Origin of the sequence: Enterococcus sp. DIV0436a, assembly GCF_051711605.1 — a bacterium.
Classification (GTDB): domain Bacteria; phylum Bacillota; class Bacilli; order Lactobacillales; family Enterococcaceae; genus Enterococcus_B; species Enterococcus_B faecium.
In genome coordinates, this window is sequence record NZ_JBIONA010000001.1 from 1,086,183 (window position 1) to 1,103,991 (window position 17,809).

Sequence of the window (17,809 nt, forward strand, 5' to 3'; positions counted from 1 at the left end):
TTTTATTTATGAATTATTATTCGCTCCAAGTTGCTGGACCGTATGCGATTGTATAAGGTGCATTTCCTTTTGCTCCAAAATACATAACTACTGTAGCTTTTTTTCCACCCGCTATTTCATTAGGGATGTTGTTAGAATAAGTATTTGCATCTAGTCTTCCTAATTCATCGTTTCCATCATATATGTCAAATGTATGTGCGTTAAAAGAAATAGGTGAGTTAGTCTTATTTTCAATAATAGCTGTTACAACAACAGGGTGTTCACCGTCTACTGGATCCATCAAACTAATACTGTCATCTGCTTTTACTTCTGTAACTGTTATTGATTCTCCTGAGGTAAACTCAACTGCCTGTCCCATTTTTACATTTCCGCTTGCTGAATCAGAATTATTCTCGGAACTATCCTGTGTTGAAGAATTTTCAATTAAATTTTTTAACTCTGTTACTCTTTTGTTTAATTCTTCATTTTCGGACTTAAGATCCGAAACTTCTTTTCTTAAACTAGATTCTGTAGTGCTGTTAGCTTTAGCAGATGTGGCCTCTTTATTTGTTGAACAGGCCCCCAAAAGTACGCTAGTAAATACCAAACCTAAAATCACTTTTTTCATTTTTTATTCTCCGTTTCTATGATATTATTTTTATGTAGGATCTTAGAAACGAGATTTTAGTCCGTGTTGCAGCACGGGCTTTTTTCTTTATAACTTTTTTAGAGATTATAGGCAAAATAGTAGGGCATAAAAATATATTATTGAATTCCGTATTTAGAAAATCCTAATTGAACTTCACCGGAAGTCTTTTGCTGTGTTGTACGCAATGCTTCTTCTTCAGACATTCCATTCTGTACTTTCCATGCAACAGGCGACATCCCGTATTTGTTAACAAAATCAGTAAGTGATAAAGTGTCAGCGTCTTGCTGAGCGCTTGTTTGTTGGTCTTCTGGATTTTGTTGAGATGCTGCTTGTTGTTCTTTCTGATCTTGACTGATAATATTGCCAGCATCATCTGTAGTCAATCCATTTTCATAAAGGGCCACGCCGAAAGCTTCCCACTCTTTGTTGGACCAATTTGCACGATCAGCTGGAGTTGACTGTAAAGTGCGTTGTTTCATCTGTTCATATGTTTCTTCTTGAGGTGCGGTTTGGATTGTATCCTGACTGGAGCTTATAACTGTTGGGCTAGGTTCCGCCGTAGCTTGGTTGGAGCTTGTAACTGTTGAACTAGAATCTGTCTTAGATGTAGATTTGCTAGTAGAGGAACTGGTTTCAGTTGCTTCTTTTGTTTTACTTACTTTTGTTTCTTGGTTAGAAGTGGCATCTGTTGATTCAGCTTTTTTATTATTTGAACAAGCTGAAAGTAGCAGAGCAGTACTTAACAACAACATAACGCTAACTTTTTTCATTTTATAATTCCTCTTTCTCGTTGTAATATGTGTGCTAACACGGGCTTTTTTATATAAGAAAACGATAAGCGCTTTCTGGAAGGCCGTAAAGATTCTTTAATTCTTCGATTTTTTTAGGATATTGATCATTATCTTCTTTATAAAGAGAAACAATGAGATTAGCAGCAAAGCAATTAGCTTCGCTTTCAGATTTGCTTCTAGATGTTCTTGTTGATACATAGTAACTGGATAAGCCACGATGAAAAATAGCGTGACCTAATTCGTGAGCGCAAATGTAGAATCTTTCCTCAGAGTCTCGCAGTTCATCATTTAAAAAGATTATCGCACGATCTCTAATTTCTTGAAACTGTCCTTTGGGATTTTCGATAAAAGGAACGTATTGAATTTTAATGCCCATCTTTTCACAAATATAAAAAGGATTAGCGGACTGGTATTTCCGCTTCAACTCCTCGACTAAATTAATCGTATCCATCTCCATAAGCTCACATCTTTTTGCCTTTTTCTTTGTCTTCTTTCACAATATCCCAGAAAGTCGCTATGAGGATATCTTTTACGCGCTGTATTTGTTCGGGTGTCAATGTTTCCCCACCATAAGACATATTAACATTTGAGTCTAGTAGTTTATCAAGTTCAACCACTTCCTCTTTTGTAGCCCATTTAGGAACATTATTATTTCCCAATAAATAGTCAGTTGTGACACCAAAATAATCAGCAACTTTCTTTAAGTTCTCGGATTTTGGCGAGGCTTTATCCCATCTTCTTATTTGTCCATTAGAGATACCCACCTGTCTTTCTACTTCTGCTATAGTCACATGCTTTTCGTCTGCTAATTCTTTAATTTTAGTAACTAAACTCATTATTATCAACCTTTCAAAGCTGAAAAGAAAATAAATAGCTTAAAAGTTATATTTTTGTTGACAATTAGCTTTTAAGCTAGTATATTTAATTCGTAAGCTAAATTGTTAGCTAAATAAGAGCAACAAAAATCTCTACTAATTTAAAACATTCTCTCGGTCGCCAAACTTAGAAATGTTATTTTAGAGGCTTTTTATAAGTCTTATTTAACTATGTATTCATAATAGCTTAAAAGCTAATAAGTGTCAACGATTTAGCTAATTTTTTAGCTTACAAATTATTTGTTTAGAAAGGAGCTATTTTTATGTCTGAGAATTTAGACTTAAAAATTCGAGCGGAGATGAGAAAAAGAAGAATGACTTTCAAAGAACTAGCTGCGCTTATCGGTATTTCAGGAGCTTATTTATCAGATATTCTAAACGGCAATCGTGATGGAAAGAAAGCACAACAGCATATCGAAACAGTGAAAAAGATATTGGACATCCGATAGGGGGATAGGCGATGACAAAACTAAAAAAACAAGATTTTGTAAAAAAATACAATTATTCTCCATCTACTTATCAACGTCGAATGTCGGAACTAAAAAATACAGCAATTTTCTCAGCGGCGTATGAACGGGTCACAGGACAAGAAGTTTGGATCAATACAGAATTATACGATAAATTTTTGTCTTTCAAATCCTATAACAGGTTACGCACAAGAAAGGTAACACCTAAAGAATTTATCGAGAAGCATTTAGTTGATTTATAAAAAATAGAACAATTTGAGAAGTGAAGGTTAATGGGTAAATTCAACAGAGCATTAGTATTCAGCGCACCCCTAATCGTCTATGCTTTAGGTCTTTGGGGAAACAGGCAGGCGTTGATAGGGACAATCGTTTACATGGTCTGGATTTTTATGGGGCTTGATGAAGCTGAGTACAGAGTGAAAAAGCCAGTCGGGAGGGACTGACTAATGAAAAAAAGTTTAATGACTATAAACGAAAAACAATTGAAAGAAAATTTTAATGATCTCATCAAAGAATTTGTAAAAGAAACTGGAGAATTTCCTAATCAAATTCATCTAGTTGCGGAGGGACATAGCCGGTATCAAGTTGTGAAATTTGAGATGAAGAAACAAATCTTTTGATTTTTAACATGCCTCTACTGGTATGAACATTTATTTCTATTCTTTTATTTTTTACAGATTCATCGTACCTAAAAACTAAGGTGGTTATTTTAGATTCATACGGTGGAATTGTTATTGGCAATGGTAATGGAGGAAACTTTGATAAATTAGCTATTTTTTTAAGTTATTGTCCGGAATAAGCACGACCACCATTCGGTAGGTTTTTATAAGGCGGCTTTATTGTCACGGAATAATCGTTACCTATCATATTAAAAGCATTCAATTCTTCAGACATTTCTGAAACAGTAAATTTGATTACCGTGACAGGTAAGGAACTATTATTCGTCAATAAGACCGAGTCTATAATTCTAAATTTATGTTGATGATAAACATCAGGTTCTTCATCACTTTCTCTATCTACCAGCCATTCTTCGCAAGGGGTAAAAAAATCTAGTTTCAAATTAAATTTTTTAGTCTTTTTATCCGTGTAAGAGATATAGAAAGCAAAGGAAGAAAAAATTAAAGAAGTAACAGGCAAAATAAAATCCTTAATGTTGTTAACAAAACTCTTCCAGTCTACTTGGCTAATAAAATCTATAATATTCATTTTTAATCACCATCAGTTTTTAACTAATTATATCAAAAAGGAGAGAAGAAAAAATGCAAGAATTAGTAATTTTGAAAAATAAAGAAGCTGTGACTACGAGTTTGCAAGTCGCAGATAGTTTTGAAAAAGAACACAAAAATGTTTTGAGGGATATTGAAAAGTTAAAAGAAGATGTGCTCAATTTTGAGCAGATGTTTGTGGAAGGTAATGAACCAGATTCATACGGCAGAAATCGACGAGTTTTTTTCATTAGTAGAGATGGTTTTTTCTTGTTGGCTATGGGTTTTACAGGAAAGAAAGCTATTTACTTCAAACAAAAATACATTGAAGCATTCAACGAAATGGAAGATGTTATTCGCAAGAATACTGTTCCTCAAACAATTGAAGATATGATGATCTACCAACTAGAAGAAATGAAAGATGTTAAAAAAGATGTTTCCATGCTTAAAGATACTATGCGAATTAGTGGGCAACAAGAGTTTGAAATTAAACAAAAAGGAAATATAAAAGTTATGGAAGTTCTAGGGGGTAAAGAAAGCCGAGCTTATGAAGAAATCAGCAAAAAAGTATTCTCAAAATTTTGGTCTGAATTTAAACGTACCTTTTCAATCCCAAGATATGGCGAGTTACCTCGTAAGAGATTTGATGATGCTGTTTCATTTATTGAGATGTGGTTACCAGAAACTGCGATCCGCATGGAAATCGATCAACTGAACAGACAACAAAGACTTTTTGGTGATGAAAATGAATAGAGCTGAAGCGCTAAAAATCGGTAAAGTGATTGCTGATAATTGGTGGGAAAATAACTATCCTATTATTTTAAGTCAACAACATATCGATAAGAAAAAAGCATGGCAACAAATAAAAAAGTGACTCGGCCGGCAAGCATAGAGTCACAAAGAAAATACATCTAAGGAGATGTTACCACATGGAAAAAGAACTTTCCACTCTAGATCAATATTTGACTGATCCTAGTTGTGGCAAATCGAATATCAAGGAAACAAACAATCGAAAAATCAGACGAAATCTTTTGACGAATGAAGAACTAGCATGTGATCAAGATGATTTGGGAAATTTTGTGAGTATTTGGGATCATGTCTATCTTATCCATTTATCGAAGCAGTCCAGAAAACCTGAATACATCTATGTCATCGAAGATGGCTTGATTGATGCATTGGAAGAGTACGACAGAGATAACTTGATTGATATCTCTTATTACGGACCAGGCAAAAAATTCATTGCAGAGTTGGAGGCAGAATTTGATGAGTGAAACAAATGAAACTACAAATTTCGAAAAATTGTTCAACAAGTAACTCAATAAACTTCTAAAGAAAAAAGGGAAGTTTGATTATCTGTCATGGGCACGTGCTTGGGAGATGATGAAAAAGAATGATCCAGAGGCAACAGTAACGATAAACGAATACAAGCATTACAGAGTAGTTTCAGGAACGCACCAAGACTTTCTGGTTGAAGAGTACAAACCATATTTGACAGATGAGACCGGAATTTACGTATCTGTGTCCGTCACGCTAAAAGGAAAAAGTGAACCTAAGAACGCAATCATTGGATACAAGCGCACAGGAAGACGAGAGAAGCTTCCTGAATGGGCAATCGACCAAGAAGCCTATCTTAAGAAAAAAGCGCTAGAACGAGCTAATAGACAAACAAAAGCACCATTCTAAGAGGTGGAAAATTGAAGATCGATTATCTAGAACTAATTAATGAAATAGCAAAGTATAAAACTGGTGAGGAAATAGAAATCCTGAGAGACGTATATGATCAACTCGAAGAAGCTGGAATCGAAGGAATTAAGAATGATCGTTCGAGTTGGAGTAAGCTCAGATACTATTTCGCACTTTATATCGATACAACACAATTAAGAAATTTAGCATATACCAAATTACTATTTGTTGATTGTGTTAAAGGCTTGCAAAAACATCTTAATGAACTTGAGCAAGTGTAATCAGATGGACCTAAAGACATTTACAGCACAGATTGAACTAATGCATCAAGAAGCTTTAAGACAAAGTGTATCGTACGAAGACAAGTGGCTCAACACGTTTCATGGCTGACGTGAGAGCGCACTTGATCAAGTACTCAAATTATTGAAAGGAGAATGTCGGGATGGATAAGAAAGCAGCAATGAAACGAATTGCTGAATTAACCAAGTCAGAATCTTGGCAAGAAGACAAAGAAATAGTTGCAGAAGTCCAAAAGCTCGGTAAATCAATGTGGACTGAAAAAACCAAACGGAGAACGCCGAGAAAAATCGCAATCTGGCATGGTGATCGAATTCTAGTAACAGGTACTGCTGAACAGTTATCTGAAATTACTGGTCTGAGCAAAAACATCATCTGGGATAGAGCTAGGAGCTTATGGATTGATTCAAAAGGACGACAGTTTAGGTATGTGGAGGAGAAAAAATGAAGAAAATATCGCTTGAAATGGTACGAAGAGATAATTTGAAAGTTGAATTAGAGCCAGAATTTTTCAATGAAGAATGGTTCGAAGGATTTAGCGAATACTTCTACGATTTAGATGGACTTGACGATTTAGCGGAGCACATCGCATATAACGTAATCCATAATAAGTCAACATTTATCGAAGGCATAGGGATACCTTTGAGAGACGGGGAACCGCCTTATTGGATCAAGGAAGTAGACAAAAAAGATGTCAATGAACATGTAAATATCATCTGGAATATTTATGATACAGAAGTCGAATTTGAGTAGGAGGAAAATAATGGACGAAAAAATTAAGGAATTAGAAAAAATAGTCATAAAGCAGCAAGAAGAAATAGAACGACAAAGGTTGGGAAATATATCAAGGTGCTGCTGAGTATCAATTCAAGCATGGGCAACTGTTTAGACCTATGAATAATCAAGGAGACTGGCTAGAAATCGATAATGTTGGCGAAGAAGATTTTTCTTTAGGGTCAGTGATTATCCATGAAAAGAAAGATAAATATGGACACAAAATTTTTGCTAAAACATTCGTATGGGACTTGATCAAGGATTATGAGCTAGTCAATGAGATAGGAAAAGAAAAATGAAGAAATACAAGCGGCTGCGATTGCTGAAGATGCAACTTACATGCAAGTTATAAATAGCGTTGTATAGCAGTTTTAGAGGTTGGAATTGCTGTTTTGCAAGTTAAGGAGGATACAGAATGATCTATTCATTTATCTTTATCGTATTTTTCGTTTTTATGCTAGTAATCATTCAAGAGGAGAATAAAAAATAATGGGTAAAACAAAATCAAAGATTAAGAAGAAAAAGCGACGTTTGGAACAAAAGGCAATTCAGAATGGAACGGCTAAGAAAAAATAAAAAAAGCCACCTCTTTATGAGATAGCTGCCCAAAACTATTTTACCATAAGGAGATGGCATTTGTGAGATTTCAATGGTTGAAAGATTATCAAGAATTAGAAGAGCAGATTTTATATTATGAGTGGAATCTGAATAAGAGCAAACTCGAATTGAATCGTTGGATCAATGGTGATCTATCAAATGTTCGTCTCAATAACAAGTCTCGTTCTTCTTCTCTTGAAGAGAAAATCGAAAAAATAAGTAATGAGCTAACTCTTTTGAACCAAGACAAAGAGGAAATGCTTTTGCTGATCCAAACCTTCAAAGGTCTAGAAAATGAGATCGTACGCATGAAATATATTGAAGGTATGAAATTAGAAGAGATAGCTGAAGAGGTAGGCTACAGCGAATCTTATGTTAGAAAAAAACATGCAGAGATACGTGGAAAGCTCGATTTTCTAGATGAGTACGAAGCGAAGTTTTGTGATAGACAAAAGAAACGAAATGAGATTGATCATTACAATGAACAAAAAGAAAGGCGTAAGCAGTTATCGCTCTTTTGAAAAATCCAATGTTCACTAAATGTTCACTCGCCGACGCTATGTTTACCTTGCTTCAGGCATGATATTCTATTAGTGTCAAAAAAATATGAAAGTGCCAAGATATCCCAACTTTTTAATTGGTATCTGTGGCTCTTTCATATTTTTTGATTAGATAGCTATAATAAAAAATTATTATAGAGGATAGGAGAAAACTTTTATACAAAATAGTTCGCTTGTTTTAAAAGATTCTTGACTATTTTTTTAACAAACTAATAGGATATTCAATCAAGGAATCATCATTAATAAAAGGTAACTCAATTGAACCATCTAATGTTTTGAAATTCCAAACGGATGAGTAACTTGGCTTCTTTAATTCATTGTTTGATTCCATTTTTGATAATTCTAATAATTTGTTCATTAAGTAATATGGTTGTTCTACTATCTGTAGTTTTTCAGAAAAACCATTATCAAATGAATTTTCAAAATATTTAAAGACATTGTGGCGAACGAAAGCGAGAAAATCATCTTTATAGCATCCTACATCAAACGTTTTATAATTATAGCCTCCATAATTATCATTAAAATTTATTTCCATAATGGGTGTACGCTCACTTCTATAAATAATGTTATTAGCGTAAGATGGACCAAATTTGGTATTCCAAACAATTTCAAAGCTGTAGTCTTGGTTACTTAGTTCGAGTATTTCATTAAATACATGAACTGCATATTCAAATGCTTGTAGTTCTAATTTATTCATAAATTAAGTTCACTCCTTGTTTTTAGTTATCAGCGGACCACTCACTGATAACTAAAATTATACGCTTAGTATTTATAGTCAAGTCCATAATCCTGTGTAAAATACTATACAATGTTTTACCGGTCTCTCATTGATCAAACTTAATATATTTTCTTGTAGAACTGAGCCATTCGTCATGAAGGTCCATAAGGACAGCTCCAATTAATCGATTGGCAGACGTTCGGTTGGGAAAAATCCGAATAATCTTTTCTCTTCTGCGGACTTCCTGGTTCAGTCGTTCAAGAAGGTTGGTGCTTTTTAGCCGATTATGACTATTTCCGATAACCGTGTATTGAAAGGCATCTTCGAAGCCATTATCCAATATTTCGCAGGCTTTTGTATATTTAGGCTGGTCGATATATTCACCGACTAAGGCATTCTTAGCTGTTCGAGCGAGTTCAATATCCGTAAACTTAAAGATCGCTTTTACTGCTTCTCTAAACGGTTTTGAATTCTTTTTTGGAATGGAACTGAAGATGTTTCTTAAAAAATGGACCTGGCATCTCTGCCAACTTGCGTTGGTAAATGACTTACGAATCGCAGACACTAGGCCTTTATGGGCATCAGAAATGATGAGTTCTGTCCCCTTTAGGCCGCGTTCTTTTAAGTATTCAAAGAAGATGGACCATGTGTCATCACTTTCTTCATTTTGAATCATGAAGCCAATGATTTCACGGTCGCCACCTTCTGTTATCCCGATCGCAATATGGCAGCTTTTAGAAAGCACTCGATGGTCCTCACGGACTTTTATGTAGAGAACATCAGTCATCAGATAAGGATAATTCGTACCTGAGAGTGAACGGTTCTGCCATTCGTTGACCATCGGGTCTAACTGCTCAGTCAGGCTAGAAACAAAAGATTTCGATACAGATTTTCCACATAGCTCTTCAACAATCTTTGAAACTTTACGTGTCGAAACGCCCGAAACATACATCTCAAGCATTGAAGCGAGCAGTGCCTTTTCATTTCGCTGATAACGCTCAAACACCGTCGGTGAAAATTCACCATCACGTGTTCTAGGCACTTTTAATTCGAGTGTACCCACACGAGTCGTAAAGTCTCGCTCATAATAGCCATTTCTTTGACTCTGACGACTTTCTGAACGTTCATAGTCATCGGCTTGAATATATTCTGTTCGTTGATTTTCCATCAATTGGTTGAAAACAGTGGTTAAAATATTTTTAGAAACATCATCTTTTACCGAATGTTCAATAATACTTTGAACCTCTTCGTTGTTCAGTGTAAAATGTACTTGGGTCATGTAACGTCCTCCTGGGTATGTTTTTGTGGTTAAAAACATTGTACCGTAAAAGGGCTGTTACATGGCCTTTTATCTTTTACACAATTATATGGACTTTATCGTATTTATTTTCACAATATCTATGGTAAGATTTTACTGAGGTGATATTAATGGATATGGAAGAATAAGTAAAGTTATGGGGATTACCGGAAGCTTTAAAAGAAGAAGAGATTACTTATCATTTTCATGAAGGAATGGAGACGGAATATGGAATTAAATTTACATTGAAAAATAAAAACGGAGATGATATTTTTGTAATGGATTTTTTATCTCCTAGTAAAGGAATAGAAAAACTGAAAAAAGAAAATAGTCCGTCCTATTTAAGATTAAATTTCATATATGTCGCAGATCCCGAAGATAGACGCAAAGGTATAGCTTCATATTTTTTAGAGAGATTAGCAGAGTTTGCTGCAAAAATAAAATACGTTGGAATTCGAATGGATGTATGCCCTAATCAAAAAAATATTTCAGGTTACAATCGAAAAAATAGTATGAATAAAAAAGAACTAAAGACTTTCTATAAAAAACATTTAGGTATCGAACGCTCACTAGAAGTAATATTCGATAGCTGATGATGTTTTATGATTTACAGATCACTCTTTGAGTGGTCTTTTTATCTTTCGTAAAGGAGATATAATATGGATCAATTAGACAAGGATCGAAAACGATTTGCAGAAACAAAAAGGTTGTCGTTTTGGAAAAGAAGAAAATGCAATCATGACTTTGTGTTCTTATATATACGTAATTGTGATAAATTCTTTGGATGTGTGAAATGTGGGAAAGTTGAATGGTGATAGATCATCTCAATTCGAGGTGGTCTTTTTATTTTACATAAAGGAGGTAAGGTATCATGGCTCTTAGGGCTGATAAACAAGGCGCTCACCGTGTTGCATTCGACAAGAATAGAAAGAGGCTGCTTAAGACTGAGAATGTCTGTGGTATTTGTGGGAAGCCAATCAATAAGAAACTGAAAGCTCCTGATCCAATGAGTCCAGTTATTGATCATATTATTCCTATAAGCAAAGGAGGCCATCCTTCAGCGATTGAAAACTTACAGCTGGCGCATTGGACTTGTAACAGACAGAAGTCAGACAAACTATTCAATAATAAAAAAGAAGAACCAAAAGTAATCGGAAATAGGAACCTTCCTAAAAGCCTTGATTGGACTTTATACAGTGGTTAAAAGAAGTAGGTATAAAGATACTAAAAATAAATTTAAAAGCCGTGAGCGAAAGAACAAAGGGGGCATACCTCCCCCACCGGTGGTTGCTTCGTACTTCACGCAGTCACTGTACATTTTTTCTCGCGCGAACTTTGAAAGGAGTTGATTAAATGGAATTGCAAGGTATTGAATACTTGCGAAATAAGTTAAACACGCATAAAAGTCGTGTGGATATGCGTTATAAGCAATATGCGATGAAACATTATGATCCACCTATTGGAATAACAATTCCACCAGCAATTAGATCAAAATATCGATCAGTTTTGGGTTGGTGTTCAAAAGGCGTGGATGCTCTCGCTGATCGTTTAGTTTTTCGTGAATTTGCTCATGATGATTTTGAAGTAAATGAAATTTTCGAAGCTAACAATCCAGACGTATTTTTTGATAGCGCAGTGCTTTCGGCTTTAATTGCATCCTGCACTTTTGTTTATGTCTCAAAAGGTGAGGGTGATATGCCACGTTTACAAGTTATCGAGGCAAGCAATGCAACTGGTGTCATCGATCCGATTACTGGTTTGTTAACAGAAGGTTATGCAGTTCTTGAAAGAGATAAGTACAACAGGCCAACCATTGAAGCCTATTTTAGTCCTGGATATACCGATTATTATTATGAAGGTAAAGAATTTGATGAGGAAAACGATCGTCGCACACACAGTTTTCCCCATCCATTGTTAGTACCAATTATCCATAGACCAGATCCGGTACGACCATTTGGACGTTCTCGTATTACTCGTTCAGGAATGTATTATCAGCGCTATGCTAAACGAACGCTTGAACGTGCTGACGTGACCGCTGAATTTTATTCATTCCCACAAAAGTATGTACTTGGGAGAAGTCAGGATTCTGAACCGATGGACAGCTGGAAAGCCGCCGTATCAAGTATGCTAGATTTTACGAAAGATGAGGAAGGAGATAGTCCGACACTTGGACAATTCACTACATCAAGCATGACGCCTTTCACTGAACAATTAAAAACAGCAGCTGCTGGATTTGCTGGAGAAATGGGACTAACGATGGACGATCTAGGATTTGCATCAGATAACCCATCGAGCGTAGAAGCAATCAAAGCAAGTCATGAAAATTTGCGTCTCGCAGGACGAAAAGCGCAACGCTCTCTTGGATCTGGTTTATTGAATGTGGCGTATACAGCTGCATGTTTACGAGATGATTATCCATATTATCGTTACCAATTCAATCAAACTATACCTAAATGGGAACCGTTATTCGAAGCCGATGCAAGTGCTTTATCATTGATTGGTGACGGAGCTATTAAGTTAAATCAAGCAATGCCTGGATACGTTAATAGTGAAGTCATGCGGGATCTGACGGGTATTAAAGGAGCTGAAACAAATGGATAACGATATTGTGCCAGCTTTGCTCAAAGAAATTCAAAATGAATTTGATAAGCGAACTTATAACAGTAAAAAATTAAAAAAAGCTTTTCTGTTGCTGCAGGATAAAAAAGCTACCTATTTGGATGCGAACAATTTTGCAATAGAAATAGGCGAAATTTTATCTGACGTGTTAAGAACCAAAATCACTGCCGAAGTTCTTCCTGATGGAAAAATGTACTTCAATATCGCTGATAGAATTTTAAATCCAACAATGAAAAAAAATTACGATTTGATTTCTAATTTTATCGTAGACGTACAAACAGAATTGAATCGTACTGCAAACCTCAGATTAAAAGGACAAATTCCAGAATTTAATCAAGATCGTATTGATGGGATAGTCAATCGAATTTCAAGCGAAGAAGATTTTGAATCAATCAAATGGCTTTTAGATGATCCGATTATAAATTTTAGTCAAAGTATTGTAGATGATGGAATCAAAGCCAATGCGGAGTTTCATGTAAAAGCAGGTTTACAACCCCAAATTACTCGTAAAGTTTCAGGACATGCTTGTGAGTGGTGCAGTCGTTTGGCAGGAACTTACGGATACTATGAAGCACCTAAAGAAGTCTATCAAAGACATGAAAGGTGTCGATGTACGGTTGATTATAATCCAGGTAATGGACGTAAACAGGATGTATGGTCAAAAACTTGGAGAGACTCACAAAAAGAACAAAAAATTGCAAATCGTAAAATGTTGAATTTAAGAAAAAGTAAGCAATAATTTATCCCAGCGACAGGGTTATCATGCGTGATTGAGATTGAAGGGGGATATTTATGACTACTAAAGCACGACTTGGTAATCAGCATCCTACTCAATCGGTAATTCTTCCATATGACAAATCTCTATATCAAGAAGCGATTGATTATTATCAGCGGACAGGCCGTAAATGCTACGAATGGCAAGTAAACATGCTAAAGGCGATCATGGCTGTTGATGATGATGGATTATGGGTTCACCAAAAATTTGGATTCTCTATACCTCGGCGGAATGGTAAAACGGAAGTTGTTTACGATGTCGAAATATGGGCGTTGGAAAATGGACTAAACGTCTTGCACACGGCTCATCGAATCAGCACGTCTCATTCTTCATTTGAAAAACTAAAAAAATATCTTGAAGAATGTGGCTATGTTGAAGGTACAGATTTCAATTCGATTAAAGCTAAAGGACAGGAACGGCTAGAATTATATGAAACAGGCGGTGTGATCCAATTTCGTACCAGAACATCTAGCGGTGGTCTTGGTGAAGGCTTTGATTTCCTGGTTATTGACGAAGCCCAAGAATATACCACTGAACAAGAGTCAGCCTTGAAATATACCGTTACTGACAGCGATAACCCGTTGACTATTATGTGTGGAACACCGCCGACGCCAGTTTCTAGTGGGACAGTATTCACTAATTATCGTGAGAATACGTTATTTGGGAAATCAAAGTATTCAGGATGGGCGGAATGGTCGGTTGATGAAATTAAAGATATTCATGACGTGGAAGCCTGGTACAATTCCAATCCATCAATGGGTTACCATTTGAATGAACGAAAAATTGAAGCCGAACTCGGTGAAGATGAATTGGACCACAATGTTCAGCGTCTCGGATACTGGCCAAAATACAACCAGAAATCAGCAATATCAGAAACCGACTGGCAAGCACTAAAAGTGAATGCTTTGCCTGTGTTGAAAGGGCCTTTATATGTTGGAATCAAATACGGAAATGATGGGGCAAATGTCGCGATGAGTATTGCTGTTCGGACTTTGTCCGGAAAAATATTCGTTGAATCCATCGACTGTCAATCAGTCAGAAATGGAAATCAATGGATCATCAATTTTCTTAAAAAAGCCAATGTAGAAAAAGTGGTGATAGATGGAGCAGGTAGTCAAAATATCCTTGCTGAAGAAATGAAGGATTTCAAACTGAAAGAGCCCATTTTACCAAAAGTGTCAGAGATTGTCACTGCCAATTCACTTTGGGAACAAGGAATTTTCCAAAAAGGAATCTGTCATTGTGACCAACCATCGCTGACACAAGTCGTTACGAACAGTGAGAAAAGAAATATTGGTTCAAACGGTGGGTTTGGTTATAAATCGCAATTTGAAGATATGGATATCAGTCTTATGGATAGTGCGCTTTTAGCACATTGGGCTTGTAGTATCAACAAACCTAAGAAAAAACAACAAATTAGGTATTAAACGATTATCAATTTTGATAGTCGTTTTTTAATACACAAAATTACCGAACTGCCGGGCAAGCAGGAGAAAGGATTTTTATCATGACATTTAAAATAATTGAAACACAAGAGGAACTGGACCGAATTATCCAGGAGCGATTGAATCGTGAGAAAGAGAAATTCGCAGATTACGATGCAATTAAGACACGCAATGCGGAATTAGAAAATGAAGTCGGTACTTTGAAATCAACCATCGAAGAAACAAACGCTGCTACAAAGTCTCATGAGCAAACAGTGGCTGATCTTAATAAAAAAATTGCTGAATATGAAACAGCAAGTTTGCGAACTAGAATCGCGTTGCAAAACGGATTGCCCGTTGATTTAGCGGATCGCTTGGTCGGAGATGACGAGGAAAGTATCAAAGCTGATGCAGAACGTTTAGCTGGTTTTGTCGGCAAGAAGCCACAAACACCGCCACCATTGAAAAATATAGAACCACCTTTAGGCGATGATAAAAACACTGCTTATAAAAAACTATTAAATGGACTTAAAAAAGAAGGAGAATAAAAAATATGACATTAGAAAAAGGAACTTTATTTGACCCGAAATTAGTAACAGATTTGATTAGCAAAGTAACAGGTAAAAGCTCGTTGGCTCGTTTGTCCGCTCAGAAGCCTATTCCGTTCAACGGTGAGAAAGTGTTCACTTTTACTATGGATTCAGAAATCGATATTGTTGCAGAAAGCGGAGCTAAATCTCATGGCGGGATGACCTTAACGCCGCAAAAAATGGCGCCGATCAAAATTGAATACGGCGCACGTATTTCCGATGAATTTATGTACGCTTCAGAAGAAGAACAAATTGAGATTCTTGAGTCTTTTAACGATGGTTTTGCAAAAAAAGTAGCTCGTGGGATCGATTTAATGAGCTTTCATGGAGTTAATCCGCGAACGGGGCAACCATCCACTGTGATCGGAACCAACCATTTTGACGCTAAGGTAACGCAGAAAGTAGAAATGGAAACAGGGCTTGCAGATCCAAATGGCGCTGTAGAAAGTGCAATTGAATTAGTAACTGGTTCAGAAGGAGAAGTTAATGGAATGGCAATTAATCCTTCATTTCGTTCAGCTCTAGCAAAACAACAAGATAAGCAAGGTAATCCAATGTTCCCAGATTTGGCTTGGGGTAATGCACCGTCGACTATTAATGGATTGTCAGTTGATGTTAACAAAACTGTTTCAGATATGAACGCCAGCGAAAACGACCGCGCGATCATCGGTGATTTTACCGAAGGTTTTAAATGGGGTTATGCAAAGGAGATTCCAATGGAAATCATTGAATACGGTGATCCAGACAACTCTGGCATGGATTTGAAGGGACACAACCAAATTTATGTACGCGCAGAAGCGTTTCTTGGCTGGGGAATCTTAGCGCCTGAAAGATTCGCGCGTATTGTTGAAAAAGCAACGGAGGGTGGCGAATAAAATGCGTTATAAGAACAAAGTTACGGGAGCTGTCTTTGACAGCTCTTTCGCTATTTCCGGTGGAAATTGGGCTCTTGTCGAAAGTAAGCATCATTTAACTGAAAGAGAGAACGATGAGCAAAAAGCGGAAGAAATTGATAATTCAGAAATAGCAGAAGAAAAAAATCAAAATACAGAACAAGAAGAGCCTGATCAAGAAACTAAAACCGGCGATCCAGCTTTTGACTCAATCACTGTTCCTCAAATCAAGCAAGAACTAGATGCTTTTGGTGTCAAGTACAGTGCCACTGCTAAGAAACAAGAGTTGTATGAGTTAATGATGTCGCAAAGGAAGTGATTAAATGCAGCCTTTTGCAACGATTGAGGATTTAGAAAATCTATGGCGTAAATTAAAGCCTGATGAAACCGAACGTGCTAAGCAACTACTTATTATTGTTTCTGACTCGTTACGTGAAGAAGCCGGACGAGTGGGTAAAGACTTAGATAAGATGATCAATGAAAAGCCACCTTATTTCACAAATGTAGTGAAGTCAGTGACGGTTGATATCGTTGCGCGAACACTTATGACGTCAACTGATCAGGAGCCAATGACTCAAACAACAGAAAGTGCATTGGGCTATTCCTGGTCAGGATCATACCTGGTTCCTGGTGGTGGCTTGTTTATCAAGAATACTGAATTAAGTCGTCTAGGGCTACGTCGTCAACGTTATGGGGTGATTGATTTTTATGGCCAAGATTAAAGGAATTACCGTTATTCTTGTCGATAAAATCCAAACAGGAAAAGATCCATTCGGAAATCCTATTTTTGAAGATAAAGAAATCGAAATTGAAAATGTTCTGATAAGCCCTACATCGTCTGATGATATTGTGAACCAATTGACGCTGACCGGTAAAAAAGCCGTATATACGTTGGCTATTCCTAAAAGTGATACACACGATTGGGAAGATAAGGAGGTCAAATTCTTTGGCCAACGATGGCGTGTATTTGGAATTCCTCTCGAAGGGATTGAAGAACTCATTCCGCTTGATTGGAATAAGAAAGTGATGGTGGAGCGTTATGGCTAAAAATAAATTCAAGCTCAATTATTCCGGAGTCGGTCAATTATTGAAATCGGCTGAAATGCAAGGTGTATTGACTGAAAAGGCAACAGCCATTAAGAATCGCGCGGGAGAAGGATACGCACAAGATGTCTATGTCGGGAAAACTCGTGCAAATGCGATGGTCTATGCTGACTCCTATAAAGCCAAAAGAGACAATATGAAAAATAATACCTTATTGAAGGCGGTGCGTTAAATGATTGAGATCATTATTAAGCAATATCTCGATAGTCATTTATCTGTACCGTCTTTTTTAGAACAAAGCGGGAAGATGCCAGATAGTTATATTTTGTTTGAAAAAACAGGAAGCTCAAAACGTAATTATCTTTCATCGTCCACCTTTGCTTTTCAAAGTTATGCGAAATCGATGTATGATGCTGCAAAACTAAATGAAGAACTGAAAGAAGTAGTTGAAAATATGATCGAACTTGATGAGATTAGCAATGTTCAATTAAATAGTGACTACAATTTTACAGATACGACAACTAAAGAATATCGATATCAAGCAGTATTTGATATCAACCATTATTAGGAGG

The 17,809-nt window shown here is 36.3% G+C and carries 30 protein-coding genes and 1 pseudogene; 24 read left to right on the forward strand and 7 right to left on the reverse strand.

The genetic code is table 11. The annotated features are described in order from the left end of the window. Positions 1-16: 16 nt before the first annotated feature. From IGL15_RS05215 to IGL15_RS05230, 4 genes are all read right to left on the reverse strand, one after another. Positions 17-607 carry a DUF4352 domain-containing protein gene (locus IGL15_RS05215; protein WP_002325024.1) on the reverse strand — a complete coding sequence of 197 codons (591 nt, stop codon included), beginning with the start codon at positions 605-607 and terminating at the stop codon, positions 17-19. A 137-nt stretch (positions 608-744) separates the two neighbouring features. Continuing rightward, positions 745-1,398: a hypothetical protein gene (locus IGL15_RS05220; RefSeq protein WP_002337455.1), complete on the reverse strand. Its 654-nt coding sequence runs from the start codon at positions 1,396-1,398 to the stop codon at positions 745-747. 49 nt (positions 1,399-1,447) lie between these two features. Then, on the reverse strand, positions 1,448-1,876 hold the full coding sequence (locus IGL15_RS05225; protein ID WP_002350678.1) for an ImmA/IrrE family metallo-endopeptidase: 429 nt from the start codon (positions 1,874-1,876) through the stop codon (positions 1,448-1,450). Positions 1,877-1,880: 4 nt separating this feature from the next. Further along, positions 1,881-2,255, reverse strand: a complete 375-nt coding sequence (locus IGL15_RS05230) for a helix-turn-helix domain-containing protein (protein ID WP_002315392.1) — start codon at positions 2,253-2,255, stop codon at positions 1,881-1,883. Between the two features lie 302 nt (positions 2,256-2,557). On the opposite strand from IGL15_RS05230, the gene IGL15_RS05235 reads away from it, so the two are divergent. From IGL15_RS05235 to IGL15_RS05245, 3 genes are all read left to right on the forward strand, one after another. Then, positions 2,558-2,743, forward strand: coding sequence for a helix-turn-helix domain-containing protein (locus tag IGL15_RS05235; protein ID WP_002315391.1), 186 nt, complete (start codon positions 2,558-2,560; stop codon positions 2,741-2,743). An 11-nt stretch (positions 2,744-2,754) separates the two neighbouring features. Beyond that, positions 2,755-3,003, forward strand: a complete 249-nt coding sequence (locus IGL15_RS05240; RefSeq protein WP_002325021.1) for a hypothetical protein — start codon at positions 2,755-2,757, stop codon at positions 3,001-3,003. Between the two features lie 204 nt (positions 3,004-3,207). Next, complete coding sequence (locus IGL15_RS05245; RefSeq protein WP_181045220.1) at positions 3,208-3,381, forward strand: hypothetical protein; 174 nt, start codon at positions 3,208-3,210, stop codon at positions 3,379-3,381. 163 nt (positions 3,382-3,544) lie between these two features. Here the strand turns inward: IGL15_RS05245 and IGL15_RS05250 are convergent, their stop codons facing one another. After that, entirely contained in the window at positions 3,545-3,967 is a 423-nt protein-coding gene (locus IGL15_RS05250; RefSeq protein ID WP_225585753.1) for a hypothetical protein, read from the reverse strand. 53 nt (positions 3,968-4,020) lie between these two features. Here IGL15_RS05250 and IGL15_RS05255 point away from each other — a divergent pair, with 53 nt between their 5' ends. The 9 genes and pseudogenes from IGL15_RS05255 (at position 4,021) to IGL15_RS05295 (ending at position 7,838) form a co-directional block, all read left to right on the forward strand. Next, positions 4,021-4,719, forward strand: coding sequence for a Rha family transcriptional regulator (locus IGL15_RS05255; RefSeq protein ID WP_060809377.1), 699 nt, complete (start codon positions 4,021-4,023; stop codon positions 4,717-4,719). Further along, positions 4,712-4,840: a hypothetical protein gene (locus IGL15_RS05260; RefSeq protein WP_257972141.1), complete on the forward strand. Its 129-nt coding sequence runs from the start codon at positions 4,712-4,714 to the stop codon at positions 4,838-4,840. The genes IGL15_RS05255 and IGL15_RS05260 overlap by 8 nt, the downstream gene beginning before the upstream one ends. 55 nt (positions 4,841-4,895) lie before the next feature. Continuing rightward, positions 4,896-5,237, forward strand: a complete 342-nt coding sequence (locus IGL15_RS05265; protein WP_104765289.1) for a hypothetical protein — start codon at positions 4,896-4,898, stop codon at positions 5,235-5,237. Further along, positions 5,230-5,514, forward strand: a pseudogene (locus tag IGL15_RS05270) (DUF1071 domain-containing protein); the annotation flags it as partial. The gene IGL15_RS05265 and the pseudogene IGL15_RS05270, both read left to right, overlap by 8 nt. 146 nt (positions 5,515-5,660) lie before the next feature. After that, positions 5,661-5,930 (forward strand): hypothetical protein, encoded by a 270-nt coding sequence (locus IGL15_RS05275; protein WP_002343405.1) that lies wholly within the window; start codon positions 5,661-5,663, stop codon positions 5,928-5,930. A gap of 161 nt (positions 5,931-6,091) precedes the next feature. Continuing rightward, positions 6,092-6,394 (forward strand): hypothetical protein, encoded by a 303-nt coding sequence (locus tag IGL15_RS05280; RefSeq protein ID WP_002292989.1) that lies wholly within the window; start codon positions 6,092-6,094, stop codon positions 6,392-6,394. After that, complete coding sequence (locus tag IGL15_RS05285) at positions 6,391-6,699, forward strand: hypothetical protein (RefSeq protein WP_104765290.1); 309 nt, start codon at positions 6,391-6,393, stop codon at positions 6,697-6,699. Before IGL15_RS05280 ends, IGL15_RS05285 begins: the two co-directional genes overlap by 4 nt. Positions 6,700-6,839: 140 nt before the next feature. Then, positions 6,840-7,019 (forward strand): hypothetical protein, encoded by a 180-nt coding sequence (locus IGL15_RS05290; protein ID WP_104765291.1) that lies wholly within the window; start codon positions 6,840-6,842, stop codon positions 7,017-7,019. A 339-nt stretch (positions 7,020-7,358) separates the two neighbouring features. After that, entirely contained in the window at positions 7,359-7,838 is a 480-nt protein-coding gene (locus IGL15_RS05295) for a sigma factor-like helix-turn-helix DNA-binding protein (RefSeq protein WP_123840304.1), read from the forward strand. Between the two features lie 232 nt (positions 7,839-8,070). Here IGL15_RS05295 and IGL15_RS05300 read toward each other — a convergent pair whose 3' ends face one another. Both IGL15_RS05300 and IGL15_RS05305 read right to left on the reverse strand, forming a co-directional pair. Continuing rightward, positions 8,071-8,574, reverse strand: coding sequence for a hypothetical protein (locus IGL15_RS05300; protein WP_123840303.1), 504 nt, complete (start codon positions 8,572-8,574; stop codon positions 8,071-8,073). Between the two features lie 127 nt (positions 8,575-8,701). Next, complete coding sequence (locus IGL15_RS05305) at positions 8,702-9,874, reverse strand: IS256-like element IS1542 family transposase (RefSeq protein WP_002323245.1); 1,173 nt, start codon at positions 9,872-9,874, stop codon at positions 8,702-8,704. 233 nt (positions 9,875-10,107) lie between these two features. Here IGL15_RS05305 and IGL15_RS05310 point away from each other — a divergent pair, with 233 nt between their 5' ends. The 12 genes from IGL15_RS05310 to IGL15_RS05365 all read left to right on the forward strand — a co-directional run bounded on the left by IGL15_RS05310 (position 10,108) and on the right by IGL15_RS05365 (position 17,805). Further along, positions 10,108-10,485, forward strand: coding sequence for a GNAT family N-acetyltransferase (locus tag IGL15_RS05310; protein ID WP_438766890.1), 378 nt, complete (start codon positions 10,108-10,110; stop codon positions 10,483-10,485). Between the two features lie 275 nt (positions 10,486-10,760). Further along, a complete protein-coding gene (locus tag IGL15_RS05315; protein WP_185053019.1) occupies positions 10,761-11,096 on the forward strand; it encodes an HNH endonuclease in 336 nt (111 codons plus the stop codon). 149 nt (positions 11,097-11,245) lie between these two features. Continuing rightward, positions 11,246-12,493, forward strand: a complete 1,248-nt coding sequence (locus IGL15_RS05320; protein ID WP_123840300.1) for a phage portal protein — start codon at positions 11,246-11,248, stop codon at positions 12,491-12,493. Next, positions 12,486-13,250 (forward strand): hypothetical protein, encoded by a 765-nt coding sequence (locus tag IGL15_RS05325; RefSeq protein WP_123840299.1) that lies wholly within the window; start codon positions 12,486-12,488, stop codon positions 13,248-13,250. The genes IGL15_RS05320 and IGL15_RS05325 overlap by 8 nt, the downstream gene beginning before the upstream one ends. Before the next feature lie 53 nt (positions 13,251-13,303). Next, positions 13,304-14,713 (forward strand): terminase, encoded by a 1,410-nt coding sequence (locus IGL15_RS05330; protein ID WP_123840298.1) that lies wholly within the window; start codon positions 13,304-13,306, stop codon positions 14,711-14,713. An 80-nt stretch (positions 14,714-14,793) separates the two neighbouring features. Beyond that, entirely contained in the window at positions 14,794-15,258 is a 465-nt protein-coding gene (locus IGL15_RS05335; protein ID WP_123840297.1) for a capsid assembly scaffolding protein Gp46 family protein, read from the forward strand. Between the two features lie 5 nt (positions 15,259-15,263). Next, positions 15,264-16,175 carry a phage major capsid protein gene (locus IGL15_RS05340; RefSeq protein WP_192189001.1) on the forward strand — a complete coding sequence of 304 codons (912 nt, stop codon included), beginning with the start codon at positions 15,264-15,266 and terminating at the stop codon, positions 16,173-16,175. A 1-nt stretch (position 16,176) separates the two neighbouring features. Continuing rightward, on the forward strand, positions 16,177-16,512 hold the full coding sequence (locus IGL15_RS05345) for a hypothetical protein (protein ID WP_192189000.1): 336 nt from the start codon (positions 16,177-16,179) through the stop codon (positions 16,510-16,512). Positions 16,513-16,516: 4 nt separating this feature from the next. Continuing rightward, complete coding sequence (locus IGL15_RS05350) at positions 16,517-16,915, forward strand: phage Gp19/Gp15/Gp42 family protein (protein WP_016628298.1); 399 nt, start codon at positions 16,517-16,519, stop codon at positions 16,913-16,915. Beyond that, on the forward strand, positions 16,902-17,240 hold the full coding sequence (locus IGL15_RS05355; RefSeq protein WP_045172103.1) for a hypothetical protein: 339 nt from the start codon (positions 16,902-16,904) through the stop codon (positions 17,238-17,240). The genes IGL15_RS05350 and IGL15_RS05355 overlap by 14 nt, the downstream gene beginning before the upstream one ends. Continuing rightward, positions 17,233-17,469 carry a hypothetical protein gene (locus IGL15_RS05360; protein WP_010732375.1) on the forward strand — a complete coding sequence of 79 codons (237 nt, stop codon included), beginning with the start codon at positions 17,233-17,235 and terminating at the stop codon, positions 17,467-17,469. The genes IGL15_RS05355 and IGL15_RS05360 overlap by 8 nt, the downstream gene beginning before the upstream one ends. Then, the gene (locus tag IGL15_RS05365) at positions 17,470-17,805 is read left to right on the forward strand and encodes a hypothetical protein (protein WP_123840294.1); all 336 of its coding nucleotides are present in this window, start codon (positions 17,470-17,472) and stop codon (positions 17,803-17,805) included. Positions 17,806-17,809: the final 4 nt, after the last annotated feature.